This is a genomic window from Sulfitobacter sp. S223, assembly GCF_025143825.1.
GTDB lineage: Bacteria > Pseudomonadota > Alphaproteobacteria > Rhodobacterales > Rhodobacteraceae > Sulfitobacter.
The window spans coordinates 2,733,511-2,749,071 of sequence record NZ_CP083560.1; the positions used below are offsets into that span (position 1 = coordinate 2,733,511).

General features: G+C 56.9%; 15 protein-coding genes. 6 read left to right on the forward strand and 9 right to left on the reverse strand.

The annotated features are described in order from the left end of the window. Positions 1 to 3: 3 nt before the first annotated feature. Positions 4 to 1,308 carry an FAD-binding oxidoreductase gene (locus K3757_RS13020; protein ID WP_259996135.1) on the forward strand — a complete coding sequence of 435 codons (1,305 nt, stop codon included), beginning with the start codon at positions 4 to 6 and terminating at the stop codon, positions 1,306 to 1,308. Between the two features lie 108 nt (positions 1,309 to 1,416). Continuing rightward, complete coding sequence (locus K3757_RS13025) at positions 1,417 to 2,577, forward strand: DegT/DnrJ/EryC1/StrS aminotransferase family protein (RefSeq protein ID WP_260001267.1); 1,161 nt, start codon at positions 1,417 to 1,419, stop codon at positions 2,575 to 2,577. Between the two features lie 92 nt (positions 2,578 to 2,669). Here the strand turns inward: K3757_RS13025 and phaR are convergent, their stop codons facing one another. The 3 genes from phaR to K3757_RS13040 form a co-directional block, all read right to left on the reverse strand. Beyond that, positions 2,670 to 3,218 carry a polyhydroxyalkanoate synthesis repressor PhaR gene (gene phaR / locus K3757_RS13030; protein ID WP_259996136.1) on the reverse strand — a complete coding sequence of 183 codons (549 nt, stop codon included), beginning with the start codon at positions 3,216 to 3,218 and terminating at the stop codon, positions 2,670 to 2,672. Between the two features lie 137 nt (positions 3,219 to 3,355). After that, the gene (locus K3757_RS13035) at positions 3,356 to 3,805 is read right to left on the reverse strand and encodes a phasin family protein (protein ID WP_259996137.1); all 450 of its coding nucleotides are present in this window, start codon (positions 3,803 to 3,805) and stop codon (positions 3,356 to 3,358) included. A 175-nt stretch (positions 3,806 to 3,980) separates the two neighbouring features. Next, the gene (locus K3757_RS13040; protein WP_259996138.1) at positions 3,981 to 5,786 is read right to left on the reverse strand and encodes an alpha/beta hydrolase; all 1,806 of its coding nucleotides are present in this window, start codon (positions 5,784 to 5,786) and stop codon (positions 3,981 to 3,983) included. 112 nt (positions 5,787 to 5,898) lie between these two features. Between K3757_RS13040 and phaZ the strand changes: the two genes are divergently transcribed. Continuing rightward, positions 5,899 to 7,182 carry a polyhydroxyalkanoate depolymerase gene (gene phaZ / locus K3757_RS13045; protein WP_259996139.1) on the forward strand — a complete coding sequence of 428 codons (1,284 nt, stop codon included), beginning with the start codon at positions 5,899 to 5,901 and terminating at the stop codon, positions 7,180 to 7,182. Between the two features lie 7 nt (positions 7,183 to 7,189). Continuing rightward, on the forward strand, positions 7,190 to 7,759 hold the full coding sequence (locus K3757_RS13050) for a DUF6151 family protein (protein WP_259996140.1): 570 nt from the start codon (positions 7,190 to 7,192) through the stop codon (positions 7,757 to 7,759). 1 nt (position 7,760) lies between these two features. Here K3757_RS13050 and K3757_RS13055 read toward each other — a convergent pair whose 3' ends face one another. The 6 genes from K3757_RS13055 to K3757_RS13080 form a co-directional block, all read right to left on the reverse strand. Further along, a complete protein-coding gene (locus K3757_RS13055) occupies positions 7,761 to 8,471 on the reverse strand; it encodes an alpha/beta fold hydrolase (protein WP_259996142.1) in 711 nt (236 codons plus the stop codon). A 65-nt stretch (positions 8,472 to 8,536) separates the two neighbouring features. Next, the gene (locus K3757_RS13060; protein WP_260001269.1) at positions 8,537 to 9,145 is read right to left on the reverse strand and encodes a hypothetical protein; all 609 of its coding nucleotides are present in this window, start codon (positions 9,143 to 9,145) and stop codon (positions 8,537 to 8,539) included. Positions 9,146 to 9,162: 17 nt separating this feature from the next. Beyond that, a complete protein-coding gene (locus K3757_RS13065; protein WP_259996144.1) occupies positions 9,163 to 9,588 on the reverse strand; it encodes a VOC family protein in 426 nt (141 codons plus the stop codon). Positions 9,589 to 9,631: 43 nt separating this feature from the next. Then, positions 9,632 to 10,378: an alpha/beta fold hydrolase gene (locus K3757_RS13070; RefSeq protein WP_259996146.1), complete on the reverse strand. Its 747-nt coding sequence runs from the start codon at positions 10,376 to 10,378 to the stop codon at positions 9,632 to 9,634. A gap of 293 nt (positions 10,379 to 10,671) precedes the next feature. Further along, the gene (locus K3757_RS13075; RefSeq protein WP_259996151.1) at positions 10,672 to 10,902 is read right to left on the reverse strand and encodes a hypothetical protein; all 231 of its coding nucleotides are present in this window, start codon (positions 10,900 to 10,902) and stop codon (positions 10,672 to 10,674) included. Between the two features lie 50 nt (positions 10,903 to 10,952). After that, positions 10,953 to 12,227: an MFS transporter gene (locus K3757_RS13080; RefSeq protein ID WP_259996153.1), complete on the reverse strand. Its 1,275-nt coding sequence runs from the start codon at positions 12,225 to 12,227 to the stop codon at positions 10,953 to 10,955. Between the two features lie 109 nt (positions 12,228 to 12,336). Here K3757_RS13080 and K3757_RS13085 point away from each other — a divergent pair, with 109 nt between their 5' ends. Further along, on the forward strand, positions 12,337 to 13,512 hold the full coding sequence (locus K3757_RS13085; protein ID WP_259996154.1) for an MFS transporter: 1,176 nt from the start codon (positions 12,337 to 12,339) through the stop codon (positions 13,510 to 13,512). Positions 13,513 to 13,597: 85 nt separating this feature from the next. Beyond that, positions 13,598 to 15,544, forward strand: coding sequence for a threonine--tRNA ligase (gene thrS, locus K3757_RS13090; RefSeq protein WP_259996155.1), 1,947 nt, complete (start codon positions 13,598 to 13,600; stop codon positions 15,542 to 15,544). Positions 15,545 to 15,561: the final 17 nt, after the last annotated feature.

Here is a 15,561-nt window from a genome sequence, read left to right on the forward strand (position 1 = left end):
CTGATGAACCTGCTTTTTGCGAATGACAAACGTGGCGCGTATCCACCAAGTTGGTATGCTGCAACGGCAACGCCGCTTGCCCCGTTTGAGCCGCTCAAAGGGGCGCAAAAGGCCGATGTTTGTGTCATTGGCGCAGGCTATACGGGGCTTTCCGCGGCCCTGCATCTGGCGCAAGCCGGACGCAATGTGGTTTTGCTGGACGCGCAGCGTGTCGGCTTTGGTGCGTCAGGGCGCAACGGCGGGCAGCTTGGCTCTGGCCAACGTATGGAACAGGACGCTCTTGAATCTCTGATGGGCGACACCGAAGCGGCAAAGCTGTGGGACATGGCCGAGGACGCCAAGGCGCTTGTCAAATCGCTGATTGCGGCACACCAGATAGACTGCCATCTGAAACCCGGCGTGGCGTGGACTGGGTCAACCGATGCCGATGTGCGGCATTTACACAGCTACGCGGATCATCTGGCCGGCAAATACGGGTATGACCAGATCGAAACTCTGGACCAAGCCGCCTTGAAATCCGTCTGCCCTTCGCCCGATTACCGCGGTGGGATACTGGATATGGGCGCAGCACATCTGCACCCGCTCAACTTCGCGCTTGGCCTTGCACGCGCTGCCGCGGCAGCGGGCGTGCGTATCCATGAACGCAGCGCCGTGCACCATATCGACCAGGGGGCTCCTGCCACAGTGCGGACAGATGCAGGCCATGTCGTGGCCGACCACGTGATCCTTGCATGCAACGGCTATCTTGGCGGGTTGAACCGCCGCGTTGCTGCGCGGGTGATGCCGATCAACAATTTCATTGCCGCAACTGAGCCATTGGGTGAACGCGTCAAAGATATTTTGCCGCGCGATGTGGCAGTAGCCGACAGCCGCTTTGTGGTGAACTATTTCCGCCTCAGCCATGATGGTCGGCTGTTGTTCGGGGGGGGCGAAAGCTATGGCTACCGCTTCCCAAGTGATATTGCCTCCAAAGTCCGCAAGCCAATGTCAGTGGTTTTCCCGTCCCTGTCAGACGTGAAGATTGACTATGCTTGGGGTGGCACCCTCGGGATCACGATGAAGCGCTTGCCCTACGTGACGCGTTTGGGGGCCAATATGCTGTCGGCCTCTGGATACTCCGGTCATGGCGTTGGCACCGCCACCCATGCAGGGCAGCTGATGGCACGCGCGATTGAAGGGGACGGTGACGGTTTTGATACGCTTGCCGCCCTGCCCAGCACACCGTTTCCAGGTGGCCCCGCCATGCGGTCTCCGCTGCTGGTGATGGCGATGAGCTGGTACGCCCTGCGTGACAAGCTCGGCGTTTAAGAGCCGTTTTTACATTGCTGTAACCAAACCGCGCTTGCCACGGCAGCTTGCTCATTTATGCTGTGCGAAAGAAATCGATCAGGATTATGACCATTGAATAGCCCCGATATGCACAGCGCAGAAGCCCTTCCCGAAAGCCTGCGTGCCGAAGTTGACAGGCTGCTCAGCAGTGGTGACCTGTTCCGGTATACTGCTGACAGTGACGCACCGGCGACCCTGCTTGAGGCTGAATTTGCCGAAATGATGGGCAGCCGCTTTGCTCTTGCGGTATCCTCCTGCTCGGCTGCGCTGTTCCTGTCTCTCATGGCGCTGGACCTACCCCGCGATGCGCGTGTGCTAATCCCCGGCTTTACCTTTGCGGCTGTTCCCTCTGCGGTGATCCATGCGAATTGCTTGCCGGTGCTATGCGAAGTAGGCGAAAACTACCGCATCGACATCGAAGATTTCAAAACCAAGCTGCCTGACGTCTCAGCAGTGATCATCAGCCATATGCGCGGCCACACCTCGGATATGGATGCGATCATGGCGCTCTGTGAGGCAGCGGATGTCCCCCTGATCGAGGACGCGGCACACAGCCTTGGCACCACGTGGAGCGGGCGCAGGATCGGCACATTGGGTAAAATCGGCTGTTTTTCATTCCAGAGTTACAAGATGATCAATGCGGGCGAAGGCGGCATTCTGATCACCGATGATGCCGATCTGGTGGCCCGCGCCATCATCATGTCCGGCGCTTACGAGCATAACTGGAAGAAGCACCCTGTGTTGCAGGACGCCTTTGCGCGGCACCAGAACAAGCTGCCGCTTTATAATTTACGGCTTAGCAATCTGTCAGCCGCCCTTGTGCGCGCCCAATTGCCGGAATTGCCGCGCCGCATCAAAGATGGCCTGCGCAACCACGATCTGGTTGCGGCCAGATTGGCAACCTCTCCCTATATCGACGTGCCTGCGCCGCTTCCGCCTGAGGTGCGTGCGCCGGATTCGATCCAGTTCAACCTTACCGGACTGTCCGATGAGACGATCCGCGCCTTTTCAGCGGCCGCGGCTGCATCTGGCGTCAAGGTTCAGGTGTTCGGGCAAAGTGCAGACAATGCCCGGGCATTCTGGAACTGGCAATTCATTCCGGACTTGCCGGAATTGCCCGCCACACGCGCCGTGCTGATGCGGGCCTGCGATGTGCGACTGCCCGTTCACTTCACAACAGAGCATTGCGAAAACATCGCGTCGACCCTGCTGGAAGCGCTGGAAAATGTCACTCGGGCTGCTGCCTGAGTAGCGGGTTATTGAACAAATGGGGGAAACGCTGCCACGCAAGCGGCGGCGGAACAGTTGCCCATGACATCCCTGCCACGGGCAGCCAGTCATTACTTCAGTTTTGACAATTTGTCCTGAAGCTCAGCCAGCTGGCGCTTGATCGCAGCCAGATCTTCGTTGCTTTCGGGTTCGGACGGTTCCAGTCCCGAGCTTGTCTTACCCGGCCAGCTACCTGTCATCGCCTTCATGAACGCCTCTTGCTGCGCCTGCATGGCATCGAAACCGGGCATCTTGGCGATCGGGTTCAGAGAGGTCATGTTTTCCATTACCTTTGCCTGCCCGTCCCGCAGCATTGCAAAAGACTGCTGAAGGAATTCCGGCACGACACTGACCTTGCCGGTCATATAACTGCGCACAAGATCGTTCAGGACGTCGACGGGTAAAACGCTTTCGCCACGGCTTTCGTGCTCGGCGATGATCTGCAACAGGTACTGGCGCGTCAGATCGTCGCCGGATTTCAGATCAACGATCTGCACCTCGCGACCATCCCGGATAAAACCCGCGATATCCTCAAGCGTTACATAGTCGCTGGTTTCAGTATTGTAGAGGCGCCTACTGGCGTATCTCTTGATCAGAAGGCGTTTGCCTGTATCTGCCACGTATTTTCCTCCGCAAAAGATGTGCTGCAGTGCAGCCTAGACGCCGCAAACGCAAAAAGAAAGGGTGAGCTGCATGCAGCTCACCCCTCCTTTAACCAAAGCTTCCCGAAGAAAGCAGGGAGTCTGGATATTCAGACTTATTTAGATGTCGCTTTTTTCGCAGCGGCTTGAACGTCGCCGGAAACTTTTGACATAGCAGATGTTGCTTCTTCGGACATGTCTTTGCCAGCAGCCATCATCAGTTCAACTGTTTCCATCTGAACTTTTTTCGCTACTTCAGCAAAAGCGGCCATGTGCTCTGCAGCAGCTTCGGAGTAAGCTGTTGCGAAGTCTGTCATTGCTTTTGCGTAGTCAGCAGGCTCGGACTTTGCTTTTGCCATGTCGGTCAGCTTAGCAACTGTGTCTTTTGTCCACTTGGAAGAAATCTCTGTGGATTTCTCAACGGCTGTCAGGGCAACGCCGGACAGTTTTTCGTTCAGTGTCGCGGATGTTTTGAAAGATGCTTCCATGGAAGTTGTGTCCACTGGAAATGCGCCCATCATGTCTTTGAGCATTGCAGTCATGTCGGGTGTTTTTGCGGTAGCCATTATAGTCATCCTTTGTTTGCATATTCGGGGCAACATCGCCCTTTTAGAATTTCTGCGTGCCCTTGGGTCACCCAAGCGCCGCGTCTGCAAACAATATAGATGCTGCACCGCAGCATTGCAAGTTTTTTCTGCAATGCAGCATCTCGCTATAGTTGTGGAAAATCTGCCTTCAAAATCAGCCCCTTGCCTTTACGGCAACATAGGTTCCCGGTGCATCGCACAAGATTTCTTGGCCGCCCTCACCCGGAATTCGCGCGGGAATCATCGCACCGGATCGCTTGCGCAGCCATTTCTCCCATCGGGGCCACCATGAGCCGTCGGTAAACTTCGCCCCGGCAAGCCAGTCTTCATGGTTTAGCGTAAGGTCCTTATTGGTATAGTGACCGTATTTGCCTTTGCTGGGCGGATTGACGATCCCTGCGATATGGCCCGACTGGGTCATGATAAAGGTCTTGTCCTTGCTGCCCATTTTCTGGACGCCACGGTAGCTATCCTTCCAAGGCGCGATGTGATCTGTCTCACAGGCGATGGCGCATAGCGGTACGTCGACTTCGTCCAGCACCAGATGATGACCACAAAGATCGTATCCGCCCTCGGCCAGCTCATTACGTTGGCACAGACCGCGCAGATATTGCATGGCCATCTTGGCTGGCAGGTTCGCGCCATCCCCGTTCCAATAGAGCAGATCGAACGCTGGCGGGGTTTCTCCCATCATATAGCTTTTGACGGCTGGACCGTAGACCAGATCATTCGACCTCAGAAACGAGAACGTCCGCGCCATCACAATAGAGGGCAAGATGCCCTTGTCTTTCGTCTCCGCCTCGATCCCTTCAATAAAGTCATCCGTAAGGAATGGCTGGAACTCACCCTGATCCGAGAAATCCGTGAGCGCAGTAAAGAAGGTTGCGGATTTTACCGTGTCGTCCCCCCGCTGCTTGAGCAGCGATAGCGCAAGGCTTAGCGTCGTACCGGCAATACAGTAACCAACCGCATTCAAGCGCTTTTCGCCCGTGATCTTTTTCACCTGTGCAAAAGCTTCCAAATAGCCATCCAGCACATAATCATCCATGCCCACATCGCGGTATGACGCATCAGGGTTAACCCAGCTGACCATGAACAGGGTATATCCCTGATCGACCACCCATTTGACCAAGGAGTTCTGCTCCTTGAGATCAAGAATGTAGAATTTGTTGATCCAGGGTGGAAAAACCACCAGCGGAGTGCCGTGAACTTCTTCGGTTGTGGGGCTGTACTGGATCAGCTCAAACATGCGATTGCGGAATACAACCTTCCCCGGCGTCGTGGCAATGTTGCCGCCCAGCTCGAACGCGTCCTCGTCTGCCAAGCGCACGATCAGCTCCCCGTGATTGGCCTCAAGGTCGGAAATCAGGTTCTCAAGCCCTTTGATCAGGCTCTCGCCCTCTGTCTCGACCGCGCGCTGCAATGCATCTGGATTGGTGGGCAGAAAGTTGGTCGGACTCATCATGTCGATGATCTGCCGCGAGAAGTATTTGAGACGCTTTTTCTCATGCGGCTCCATGTCTTCCACATCTTCAACCGCCTGCGCGAGCGCTTCGGAGTTTCGCATGTATTGTTGTTTGAGGAAATTGAAGTAGGGGTGCTTTTCCCACATCGGGTTGGTGAACCGGCGATCTGTGCCGGTGCGGTCCTGCGGAGCAGACAAAGTCCCTCTGGCAAGCGCCTGCTGGGCTTCGACAAAATGGGTGACAGATTTGGTCCAATACTCTAGCTGGTGCTCAATCAGCTTGGCAGGATTGGTCATCGCTTCTTGCATGTAGGCTTTTGCTGCTTTGGCAAAAAGCTCCTGATTCGGACCGTCTAGTGACGCTTGATGAGTATTTCTATTCGCCAGAACTGCGGTTAGGCGATCCCGCAGTCCTTCGACTTTGGTAAGGTTTTCGGTCATGCGGGCAAGGGCCTCGGCTGACGGTTGACCGGTGTCTGAGGAATTTGTTGTCATCTTAACGCTTCCGTCCTATGTTTGCACTTGCAGCATTTTCGCATGGCGGGCAGTTTTTAACGTCCCAGCGTTAGTGTAGCCCGAATTTGGGCTTTGAGACAGGAGTTCCGCAATGCGCTTTATGGCATCTTACGATATGATGGAAACAATCCGAAACACTAATCAGTGGCTTGGCGCTTCGGCAACCGCGATGGCTTCTTACCCAGCGCTTTCCATTTTTCCCAATCCAGCCCTAGAGTGGATAAGCGCATGGGGCGAAGTCACCGAGCGGACGTTCAGCCGCATGGTGGTCAAACCCGACTGGAACATCCCCCCTTTCGTAGGCGCCAACGGCACAGATCGGCTGGTTTCGACCCAGATCGAGATTGCCGGGCCTTTCGGCGACCTGTTGCACTTCAAAGTACAAGGCCGCACCCAAAAGCGCCGCAAGGTTTTGTTGGTCGCACCAATGTCAGGCCACTATGCAACGCTGCTGCGTTCAACTGTGATCAGCCTGCTGCCTGATTGTGATCTGTACATCACCGATTGGCACAATGCGCGCGACATTCCTGTCAGCGCCGGCAAATTCGACGTCGAAGACTACACCATGCATCTGGTGGACTACATGCGCCATCTCGGCCCGGACACCCACGTGATTGCCGTCTGCCAGCCTGCGCCACTGACACTTGCAGCAACTGCATATCTCGCCGAGGAAGATCCCGCAGCGCAGCCACGCTCGCTAACGCTGATCGGTGGTCCAATTGATCCAAGTGCGTCACCGACCGAAGTGACTGATTTCGGCCACTCCGTGACGATGGGCCAGCTTGAGCAGTCCATGATTCAACGCGTCGGATTTAAATATGCCGGTGTGGGCCGCAAGGTTTATCCGGGCCTGTTGCAGCTATCGTCGTTCATTTCAATGAACCCCGACACGCACCGTGATGCGTTCGTCAACCAGATCCAGCGTGTCGCCAAAGGCGAAGCGCATGAGCATGACAAGCACAACAAGTTCTACGATGAATACCTTGCTGTGATGGACATGCCCGCCGAATTCTATCTGTCGACCGTAGACCGTATTTTCAAAAACGGTGAAATCGCCAACAATGAATTCGTTGTGAACGGTAAGAAAGTCGACATGGGCAAGATCACCACCGTGGCGGTCAAAACTGTCGAAGGCTCCAAAGACGATATCTCGGCGCCGGGTCAGTGTATCGCTGCCCTCGCGCTGTGTACCGGCCTGCCTGACAGCAAAAAAGCAAGCCACGTCGAGGAAGGCGCTGGTCACTATGGTATCTTCGCAGGCAAAAGCTGGCGCACCAACATTCGCCCGCTTGTACTGAACTTCATCGATGCCAATGACATCACCGAAGAAGCTGCCGAGGCCAAGCCTCCGGCCAACAAGAACGCGGCGGCCTGATACTGACATGCCTGACGTGCCCTTTTCCTGCCCTTGCGGCGAGATAAAGGGCACGTTGCATGGTGCCACGCCAACATCCGGCAATCATGTGCGCTGCTATTGCTCGGCCTGCCGCGCTGCGGTTTTGTATACCACTGGCGTTGATGTCGAAGATCGCGGTGTCGAGCTGTACCAGACGACCCCCGATAAGATCAGCTTTGAACAGGGTCAGGAAAATCTGGCCGTGTTCTCATTCTCACCGAAAAAACTGTTGCGCTACCGCGCGTCCTGCTGTGGCGCACCGCTGTTCACGATGCTACCCACCCCGAAATTCGCACTTGCCGGTGTGATGACGGACCTTTTAGCCGACAAAACCGCGATTGGACCGGTCGCGATGGAGGCATTCGTCCCGCAGCCTGACGGGTCGTCAAAACACACATCTGTCGTGCGACTATACGGTGGAACGATGTGGCGCGCCTTGGTCGCACGGATAACGGGCCGCTGGAAGCAGACACCGTTCTTTGACATCGCGACAGGAAAGCCTGTGGCAGAAATCTACGTCCCCACCCCAGAGGAACGCGCGCGCCTGCCTTTGTGAACTACTGCAATACGTAAGGTTGAGCGAGCCATTCACGCAGGGCTGCTGTTGTTTCTTCTGGCTGTTCCAGCGTCGGCAAATGACCCGCATCATCCAATACGCGCAATTTTGCGTAGGGTATCAGTTCGGCCATAAATTCATGACGTTTGACGGGGCATAGCGTGTCAAACGCACCGCACATCACCAGCGCTGGCACCTTGCAACGGCGCAGCGTGGCCTGCTGATCTTTGCGACGTTGCATCGCGCGGGCCTGACGGATGTATACCTCGGGCCCAAGCGTACGCGCCATCTCCATTACCAGCCCCAAAACTTCGCCGCGGTAGGGGCCGGGAGCAAGCGTATTCAGCCCGATTTCAGACCGCATCACTTCATCCAGCCTTCCAGAGCGGACTTTTACGATCATGGGTTCACGGTTGGCCGCCAAAACAGGTGTTTCAGCCAGCGGGTGCGTGTCGATCAAAGCAATGCGGCTGACCCTATCGGGTGCGCGCCGCATGATTTCCATCGCGACGGCCCCCCCCATGGCCAAGCCTGCCAGCGCAAAACGCTTGGGAAGGATATCCAGCAGCCCCGATGCGATTTCTTCAATCCGCTCACCTTGCGTTACAGGCGCGACCATGACGGCTGTATCATTCGACAGCTCGGCAATTTGCGGCCCGAAAAGGCGCGCATCACACATCATTCCCGGCAATAGAACCAGTGGCTCTTTCATTGGGTGTCTCACTCCGGTTACCCTGCCCCGCGTGCATGCCGTGCCACGCCAGCGGGTGCAAGCCCTCAGGGATAGGCAATGCCCCGCAATGGGGGGAAATCCGCGTATCGCGCTTGGCGCGCAGGCAGATCGTCGGACGGTTCATCCCCTGCGCGCAACAGCATGCCACGCGGCGAGATATAGCTGGAGATGGTGCGCAGCGGCACGGGACGCCAGACAAGGTTGAAGGCGGCGAGTTTTGGAAAGAACCACATCTCGGAATAGGGCAGATGGTCATGGACCCACCACGCCAGATCGCGCCAGTCGCGGCCCTGCGCATATTGATCCGCAAACCACGGAACGACCACCGATGCGCCTGCAATAGGACGGTCGGGCCAGTCCCAGATATGACACTCAATCGGGTTTTCACTGCGCGCGCAGTTGAGCCGGTTCTCATTGCCATAAGTATTCAGCGCCGCCGACCGATAGCCAGAGCGCACGGCAACGCGGCCAAAGGTTTCCTCCAACGGATCAAGCAGTTCCTGACACAGGTGGCTACCATGGCGGATAGCAAGATCGGGCGTATCGGGGATGTTGGGTACACCGTGGAATGCGCTGATTTCGCTCATCAGAAAGTCACGCATATAGAAATGTTTAGACAGGCGCACACGGCCAAGTGTCTCAAGGCTCCACATTCTGGCCGGTTTGCGCATCAATACCCGTTCCAACGGAACGCACCGTCCGCGCCAAGAGGTGAAAAGGGATTATGCGCCACCTCCCAGATTGTCCCTTCGGGATCAGCGAAATAGCCGATATATCCTCCCCAGAAAACATCGCCGGCAGGCTTTAGGATCGTGCCACCCGCCGCCTCGGCACGCGACAGCAGCGGCGCGACCTCTTCCTTGGTTCGTACATTGTAAGAGAACGTGGACGCCCCGCGACCAAGCGCGCCTACTGGCATCCCTATGTCTTCGGCCAGTTTTTCAAGCGGATAAAGCCCCAGTGTTTGGCCGATCAGATCAAAGGCAATCACGCCATCCGGCGTTTCCACGCGCTGCCAGCCCAGCGCTTCGTAGAAGGCGGCGATGCCATCCATATCGCCGACACCAAGGGTAATCAGGCTGATCCGTTGATCCATTATGCGGCCCTCCGTACCAGAATTTCTGTTTCAACCCATTGCCTCAGGACGCTAAGACGTCCCCTAAAGCCTTCTCGATGAGGCTCAAACATGGTCCATCAGAGAAACGATGATCCGCGTCCTTCACCAGCAAAAGCTGAATGTCCGGGCCTGCCGCATGCTCAAGCAGACGCGTCGCGGTCGCCACAGTAACTGCGGTATCGGCGGTGCCCTGTAGCATGCGCACACAAAATGGCAGTTCAAGCGGATCGCGCAAGACCAAATGATCGCGCCCGTCCTCAACCATGCGACGTGTCACCACATAGGGTTCCATGTAATCGGACGGCAGCTCAACCCTGCCCTGTTCTTGCAGCTGCGTCTTTTGGGCTTCATCAAATCCCGCCCACCAGCCATCTTCTGTGAAATCCGGCGCTGCTGCGATGGTGACCAGACCGGCCAAACGTTCGGGCCGTGCGCGTGCCAGAAGTAGCGCCTGCCAACCGCCCATGCTGGAGCCGACCGGCACAATCGCATCGTCCGTCAAAGCATCGACCACAGCCAATGTGTCAGCGTGCCAATCCCCGATGCATCCATCTGCAAACGTTCCAGACGACTGACCATGGCCTGAATAATCAAACCGCAGGAATGCACGACCTTCGGCACGCGCCCAGTCCTCCAGATGTACCGCTTTGGTGCCTTCCATGTCAGATTTCAGCCCGCCAAGAAACACCACACAAGGGCCTTCCCCTTCGGTCAAATGGTAGGCAATACGCTGTCCTTGTGCCGTCTCTAGATATGATGGTTCTGACATATGCTTCTCCGCCAATTTTTGGGTGATCATGCGCAGCCACAAACCGGAGAGCAACCGCGCGCGCGAAATATATTAGATCACCCTGGTCACGACAGGCGATGTACTGGCTTCCGCAACGCGACAAGCAATCGCCGGGCAAACTGGGCGTACAGCTGGGACTTCTGCAGTATTGCGGGGTGAAGCTTTTGCGACGCGCTGTGGCCAGTGCGCCAAAGCTAACGCAAGAGCCCGCTCATTATTTTTGACAGCGTGCCCTATTCCATCCGCACGGCTGTGGCTTTGTTCATTGCCGCCTAGCCACTAACATAGGGCTCGTCGCTGGGGCGGAAGAATATCTTTTGATTATGCAGTCGGCCCAGCAAATCATCTATTTCGTGAACATGATTTTCATCGTCAGTCTGGGGCAGCAACGCACGCGACCCCTCGCGGCCAAGTGACAGGTCACGCTTCACGACGTTCAGAGCCGCTTCGATCAGATCGATATCGCTGAGAGTAAGATCGAAATTCCGGTTATACTTTGGCATTAGATGACCTTTCAAAGATGCACCGATAATGCCTCAGTCGTGCACAGCGTTCAAGCGCTCTCCGCCTCTGGCAGACCTTTTGCCACCACCGTTCCGGCCAAAGCCATCCCTGCAAATAATACCAGCACAACCTGAGGACCGAACAGCGCGGCCCCCCCACCAGCGACACCCGCCACCAGCAAAAGCACACCGATCACAGTATTGGCCACAGCCGCATAAGCTGAGCGTTCGTCGGCGGGCGAAATATCGACCAAATAGGTTGAGCGCCCCTGTCGCACACCGTGATAGGCAATCATCAACGCAAATAGCGCAACCGGCATAGCCCAGACCGTCTGGGCCAGCCCGGCTTGGGCAAACACGATGGCAAGGCCAATAGCCAGCGCACCACAAATCCCCGTAAGCATCAGGACGCGGCGGCTGGATTGATCAGACAGGCGCCCCCAGACATAAGAGCTGATCAAGGACGCTGCCGCCGAGGCAAGCACCAAGGCACCCAATGCGCCAAGCGAACCACCGTCCTCGCCGCCCAGAATGACAAAATACGGCGGTGCAAGCGCCGTCGATACAAGCAGACCCCGCACGATAATAAAGCGCCAGAGAACCGGATTGTCCTTAAGCACTGAGAACGACGCCTTAATTCCGCCTTTGGCTTCGCTCGGCTCTTCCTTCAGCGTCGTAAACAGTGCTGCCGCAAGGCCCCAAAGCGCGGCTGCAAGGCCAATCGCCGCAATAACCGCACCGCGTTCTTGCAGAATACCTGAAATCAGAAGCCCTGCAAAAACCAGCACACCGACGGAAGAGACGGAACCGGCAAGACCCGTCACAGACCCGCGACGTGCCTGCCCGACGGTCTTACCTAAAATGTCCTTGTAAGAAACAGAGCAGAGCGCCCGAAAAAGTGCCAATGCAGCAAGTGCCCCACAAATGGCCAGACCGGCCGCAGCACCCTCCAGACTAAGCGCGGCCAGAACGATCAGGCCCGCGCACAGGCCTTGTCCGGCAGAGCCGATGACCCACGCCCATTTGCGATGTTTCATGTTTTGAACCCAGCCTGCCATTGCGATCTGCGGCAATAGCGCACCGCCTTCGCGCAGCGGCACCAAGGCACCGGCATAAACAGCAGGTGCGCCAAGCGATGTCAGCAGCCAGCTAAGCACGAGCTTGGGGTCAATCAGACCGTCCGCAACCTTTGTCATGCTCAGGGAGGCGGCGTGCCGCAAACCATTTGCCGCCTCTGCCTTTTGCGCCTCTTCGCTGAGACTGTCGGCAGGTTCTTCCGCGCCAGAAATCGCCTTGAAAGCTTTTTGGGTAGTGTTCTGCTGCATGGCGGTCGGGTCCTTTGGTCTACTTTTCATCTGGCTGTGCCGTAACGGCACATTGTCAGCTCTGGCGCTGTCTCTTGCAGGGGTATTGTTTAATGATACACCATTTTGCATGGATACAACGCCGCCAGATCGCCTTTTGATCCCAACTCTTTCCGCCTGTAACTTTATCATCGGGATCGGTGCCTTTGTGATCATCGGCATGCTGGAGCCGCTAGGTGCTGATCTGGGGCGCAGCCCAGCGCAGGCGGGCCAATTGATGACAGTCTACGCTGTGGCCTATGCGATCCTTTCGCCCCTGCTTGTTGCCATGACTGGAACTGTGGGCCGCAGACGGGTGATGGCCGCAGCCTTTGGCATGTTTGCCTTCGCCGCCGCCCTTTCCGCACTTGCCCCGAATTTCACCGTGCTCAGCGTGGCACGGGTTCTGGCCGCCGCAGGTGCCGGAATTTTTACACCACTCGCCGCGGCCGTTGGAGCTGGTCTCTATCCGGTTGCGCAGCGTGCACGTGTGTTGGCGGCAGTGTTCTTCGGTCTGACCATCAGTCAGGTGGTAGGCGTACCAGCGGGCAGCTGGGTCGGGTACACGTTTGGCTGGCGGTGGGCGCTTTGGCTGGTTTTTGCACTGGCATTGCCCTGCATGTGGCTGATCTGGACGCGGGTGCCTGTCGGGCTGCGCTTCCAGCCCGTCTCCTTACGCGACCTGCGTGATGTGATGCGTGAAGGCAGACTGATGCTGGCCATCGGCTTCACCGGTACCTTTATCGGATCACAGTACATCCTGTTTACCTATATCGCGCCGCTGCTGGCAGAGACGATGGCATTCGGGCGTGACGGTATTACTCTCATCCTTGTGATCTCTGGACTGGGCGCAGTTCCAGGCAACATCATGGGGGGCTTTTTGTCAGACCGTTTCGGCTGGCGCGTGACCCTGACGGGTCTGTGCCTGGCGCAGATGTGCCTGATGCCCATGTTCTCGCTATTACCGCTAAGCCTAGGGCAATTGTTTGTGTTGGTCTTCCTTTGGGCCATGTGCAGCTGGTCTTTTATGGCCGCACAGCAAGGGCGGTTAATCGGGCTGGCCGGACACCGCGCGCCTGTTGTCCTCGCGCTTAATGCTGCGGCAATTTATCTTGGTGCCGCAATCGGATCGGCCATCGGTGGCGGAATGATTGCAGGATACGGGTTGAAATCCTTGGGGATCGCCGCAGGCATTGGCGCTGCGGTCGCGCTGGTACATTTAACACTATCGGTCCGTCTGCCCCCTTTGCGCAGCACCGCCTCTTGACGCCACGCGCGCGGACCGTCAAATACGCATCCACATAACCCGCAACCGGGCGTCTCGTAGGCGCCAAACTGACGAGGAGGCCCGCATGGCCCAGATCGCACTGACCCTTCCCGATGGCAACGCACGACACTACGACGCAGGTATCACTGCGGGCGAGGTCGCGGCCGACATCTCCAAATCTCTTGGCAAGAAAGCCATCAGCGCCACCGTCAACGGAGCGCACTTCGATCTGGCATGGCCGATCAAAGAGGACGCCTCAATCGCCATTCATACCATGGCCGACGAAGAGCAAGCCAACGAGCTGGTCCGCCATGATCTGGCACACGTCATGGCACGTGCCGTTCAGGATATCTGGCCCGACACCAAAGTCACCATCGGCCCTGTCATCAAGGATGGCTGGTACTATGACTTTGACCGCAAGGAACCTTTCACACCCGAAGACCTTGGCCTGATCGAAAAGAAGATGAAAGAGATCATCAATGCCCGCGACCCCGTCCGCACAGAGGTCTGGGACCGTCCCCGCGCGATCAAGCACTACGAAGATCTGGGCGAGCCATACAAAGTCGAGCTGATCGAAGCCATCCCCGGCGACGAGCCTTTGCGCATGTATTGGCATGGCTACTGGCAAGATCTGTGCCGTGGTCCACACCTGCAACATACCGGCCAATTGCCCGGTGACGCCTTCAAACTGATGAGCATTGCAGGCGCCTACTGGCGTGGCGACAGCAACCGCGCAATGCTGCAGCGCATCTACGGCGTTGCCTTCACCGGCAAGGAAAAGCTGAAGGCCCACCTGAACATGCTGGAAGAAGCAGCCAAGCGCGACCACCGCAAGCTGGGCCGCGAAATGGACCTGTTCCACATGCAGGAAGAAGCGCCCGGACAGGTTTTCTGGCACCCCAACGGCTGGATGATCTACACCCAGCTTCAAGATTACATGCGCCGCAAACAGCGCGCAGGCGGCTATGTAGAAGTGAACACGCCTCAGGTCGTTGATCGCAAGCTGTGGGAAGCCTCCGGTCACTGGGAAAAGTATCAGGAAAACATGTTCATCGTTGAAGTCGACGAAGAGCATGCCCGTGAAAAGACAGTCAACGCGCTCAAGCCGATGAACTGCCCTTGCCACGTACAGATCTTTAACCAGGGCCTCAAATCCTACCGCGATCTGCCGCTGCGCATGGCCGAATTCGGTTCGTGCAACCGGTATGAGCCATCGGGCGCGCTGCACGGTATCATGCGCGTACGCGGCTTTACGCAGGACGATGGACACATCTTCTGTCGTGAAGATCAGGTCGAAGAAGAAACCGCGATCTATATCGAATTCCTGTCGGCAATCTACAAAGACCTCGGTTTCGAGAACTTCAAAGTGAAGTTCTCTGACCGTCCAGAGACGCGCGCAGGCAGCGACGAAGTGTGGGACAAGGCGGAAGCAGCCCTTTTGTCAGCAACCCGCAAAGCGGGGATCGAGCCAGAGATTAACCCCGGCGAAGGCGCGTTCTACGGACCCAAGCTGGAGTTTGTTTTGACCGATGCTATCGGGCGCGACTGGCAGTGCGGCACCCATCAGGTTGACTTTGTAATGCCTGAACGCCTCGATAGCACATATATCGGTGCGGACGGGGGCAAACACCGCCCTGTTATGTTGCACCGCGCAACACTGGGATCGTTCGAGCGTTTCATCGGCATTTTGATCGAAGAGCACGCAGGCAAGCTGCCGTTCTGGCTTGCACCGCGTCAGGTTGTCGTTGCCTCTATCACCTCGGATGCGGATGATTATGTCCGCGAAGTTGTGGCAGAGCTGACAGCAGCAGGTGTGCGCGCCGAAGCAGACATTCGCAACGAGAAGATCAACTACAAAGTGCGTGAACATTCGGTTGGCAAGGTTCCGGTCATTCTGGCCGTCGGCAACCGTGAGGTTGAGGAACGCACTGTTTCGGTCCGCCGCCTGGGGGAAAAGCAGACCTCGGTTCAGGCGCTCAGTGATGTTACAGCGGCCCTGAAAACCGAAGCGACACCACCGGATTTTTTGTAACAATTGACGCAGACGGG

Bases quoted from the DNA above. Each gene is read 5' to 3' on its own strand.
- K3757_RS13020 (WP_259996135.1), top strand. From the start codon at position 4: ATGAACCTGCTTTTTGCGAATGACAAACGTGGCGCGTATCCACCAAGT.
- K3757_RS13025 (WP_260001267.1), top strand. From the start codon at position 1,417: ATGCACAGCGCAGAAGCCCTTCCCGAAAGCCTGCGTGCCGAAGTTGAC.
- K3757_RS13035 (WP_259996137.1), bottom strand. From the start codon at position 3,805: ATGGCTACCGCAAAAACACCCGACATGACTGCAATGCTCAAAGACATG.
- K3757_RS13040 (WP_259996138.1), bottom strand. From the start codon at position 5,786: ATGACAACAAATTCCTCAGACACCGGTCAACCGTCAGCCGAGGCCCTT.
- phaZ (WP_259996139.1), top strand. From the start codon at position 5,899: ATGCGCTTTATGGCATCTTACGATATGATGGAAACAATCCGAAACACT.
- K3757_RS13050 (WP_259996140.1), top strand. From the start codon at position 7,190: ATGCCTGACGTGCCCTTTTCCTGCCCTTGCGGCGAGATAAAGGGCACG.
- K3757_RS13055 (WP_259996142.1), bottom strand. From the start codon at position 8,471: ATGAAAGAGCCACTGGTTCTATTGCCGGGAATGATGTGTGATGCGCGC.
- K3757_RS13060 (WP_260001269.1), bottom strand. From the start codon at position 9,145: ATGTGGAGCCTTGAGACACTTGGCCGTGTGCGCCTGTCTAAACATTTC.
- K3757_RS13065 (WP_259996144.1), bottom strand. From the start codon at position 9,588: ATGGATCAACGGATCAGCCTGATTACCCTTGGTGTCGGCGATATGGAT.
- K3757_RS13070 (WP_259996146.1), bottom strand. From the start codon at position 10,378: ATGTCAGAACCATCATATCTAGAGACGGCACAAGGACAGCGTATTGCC.
- K3757_RS13075 (WP_259996151.1), bottom strand. From the start codon at position 10,902: ATGCCAAAGTATAACCGGAATTTCGATCTTACTCTCAGCGATATCGAT.
- K3757_RS13080 (WP_259996153.1), bottom strand. From the start codon at position 12,227: ATGCAGCAGAACACTACCCAAAAAGCTTTCAAGGCGATTTCTGGCGCG.
- K3757_RS13085 (WP_259996154.1), top strand. From the start codon at position 12,337: ATGGATACAACGCCGCCAGATCGCCTTTTGATCCCAACTCTTTCCGCC.
- thrS (WP_259996155.1), top strand. From the start codon at position 13,598: ATGGCCCAGATCGCACTGACCCTTCCCGATGGCAACGCACGACACTAC.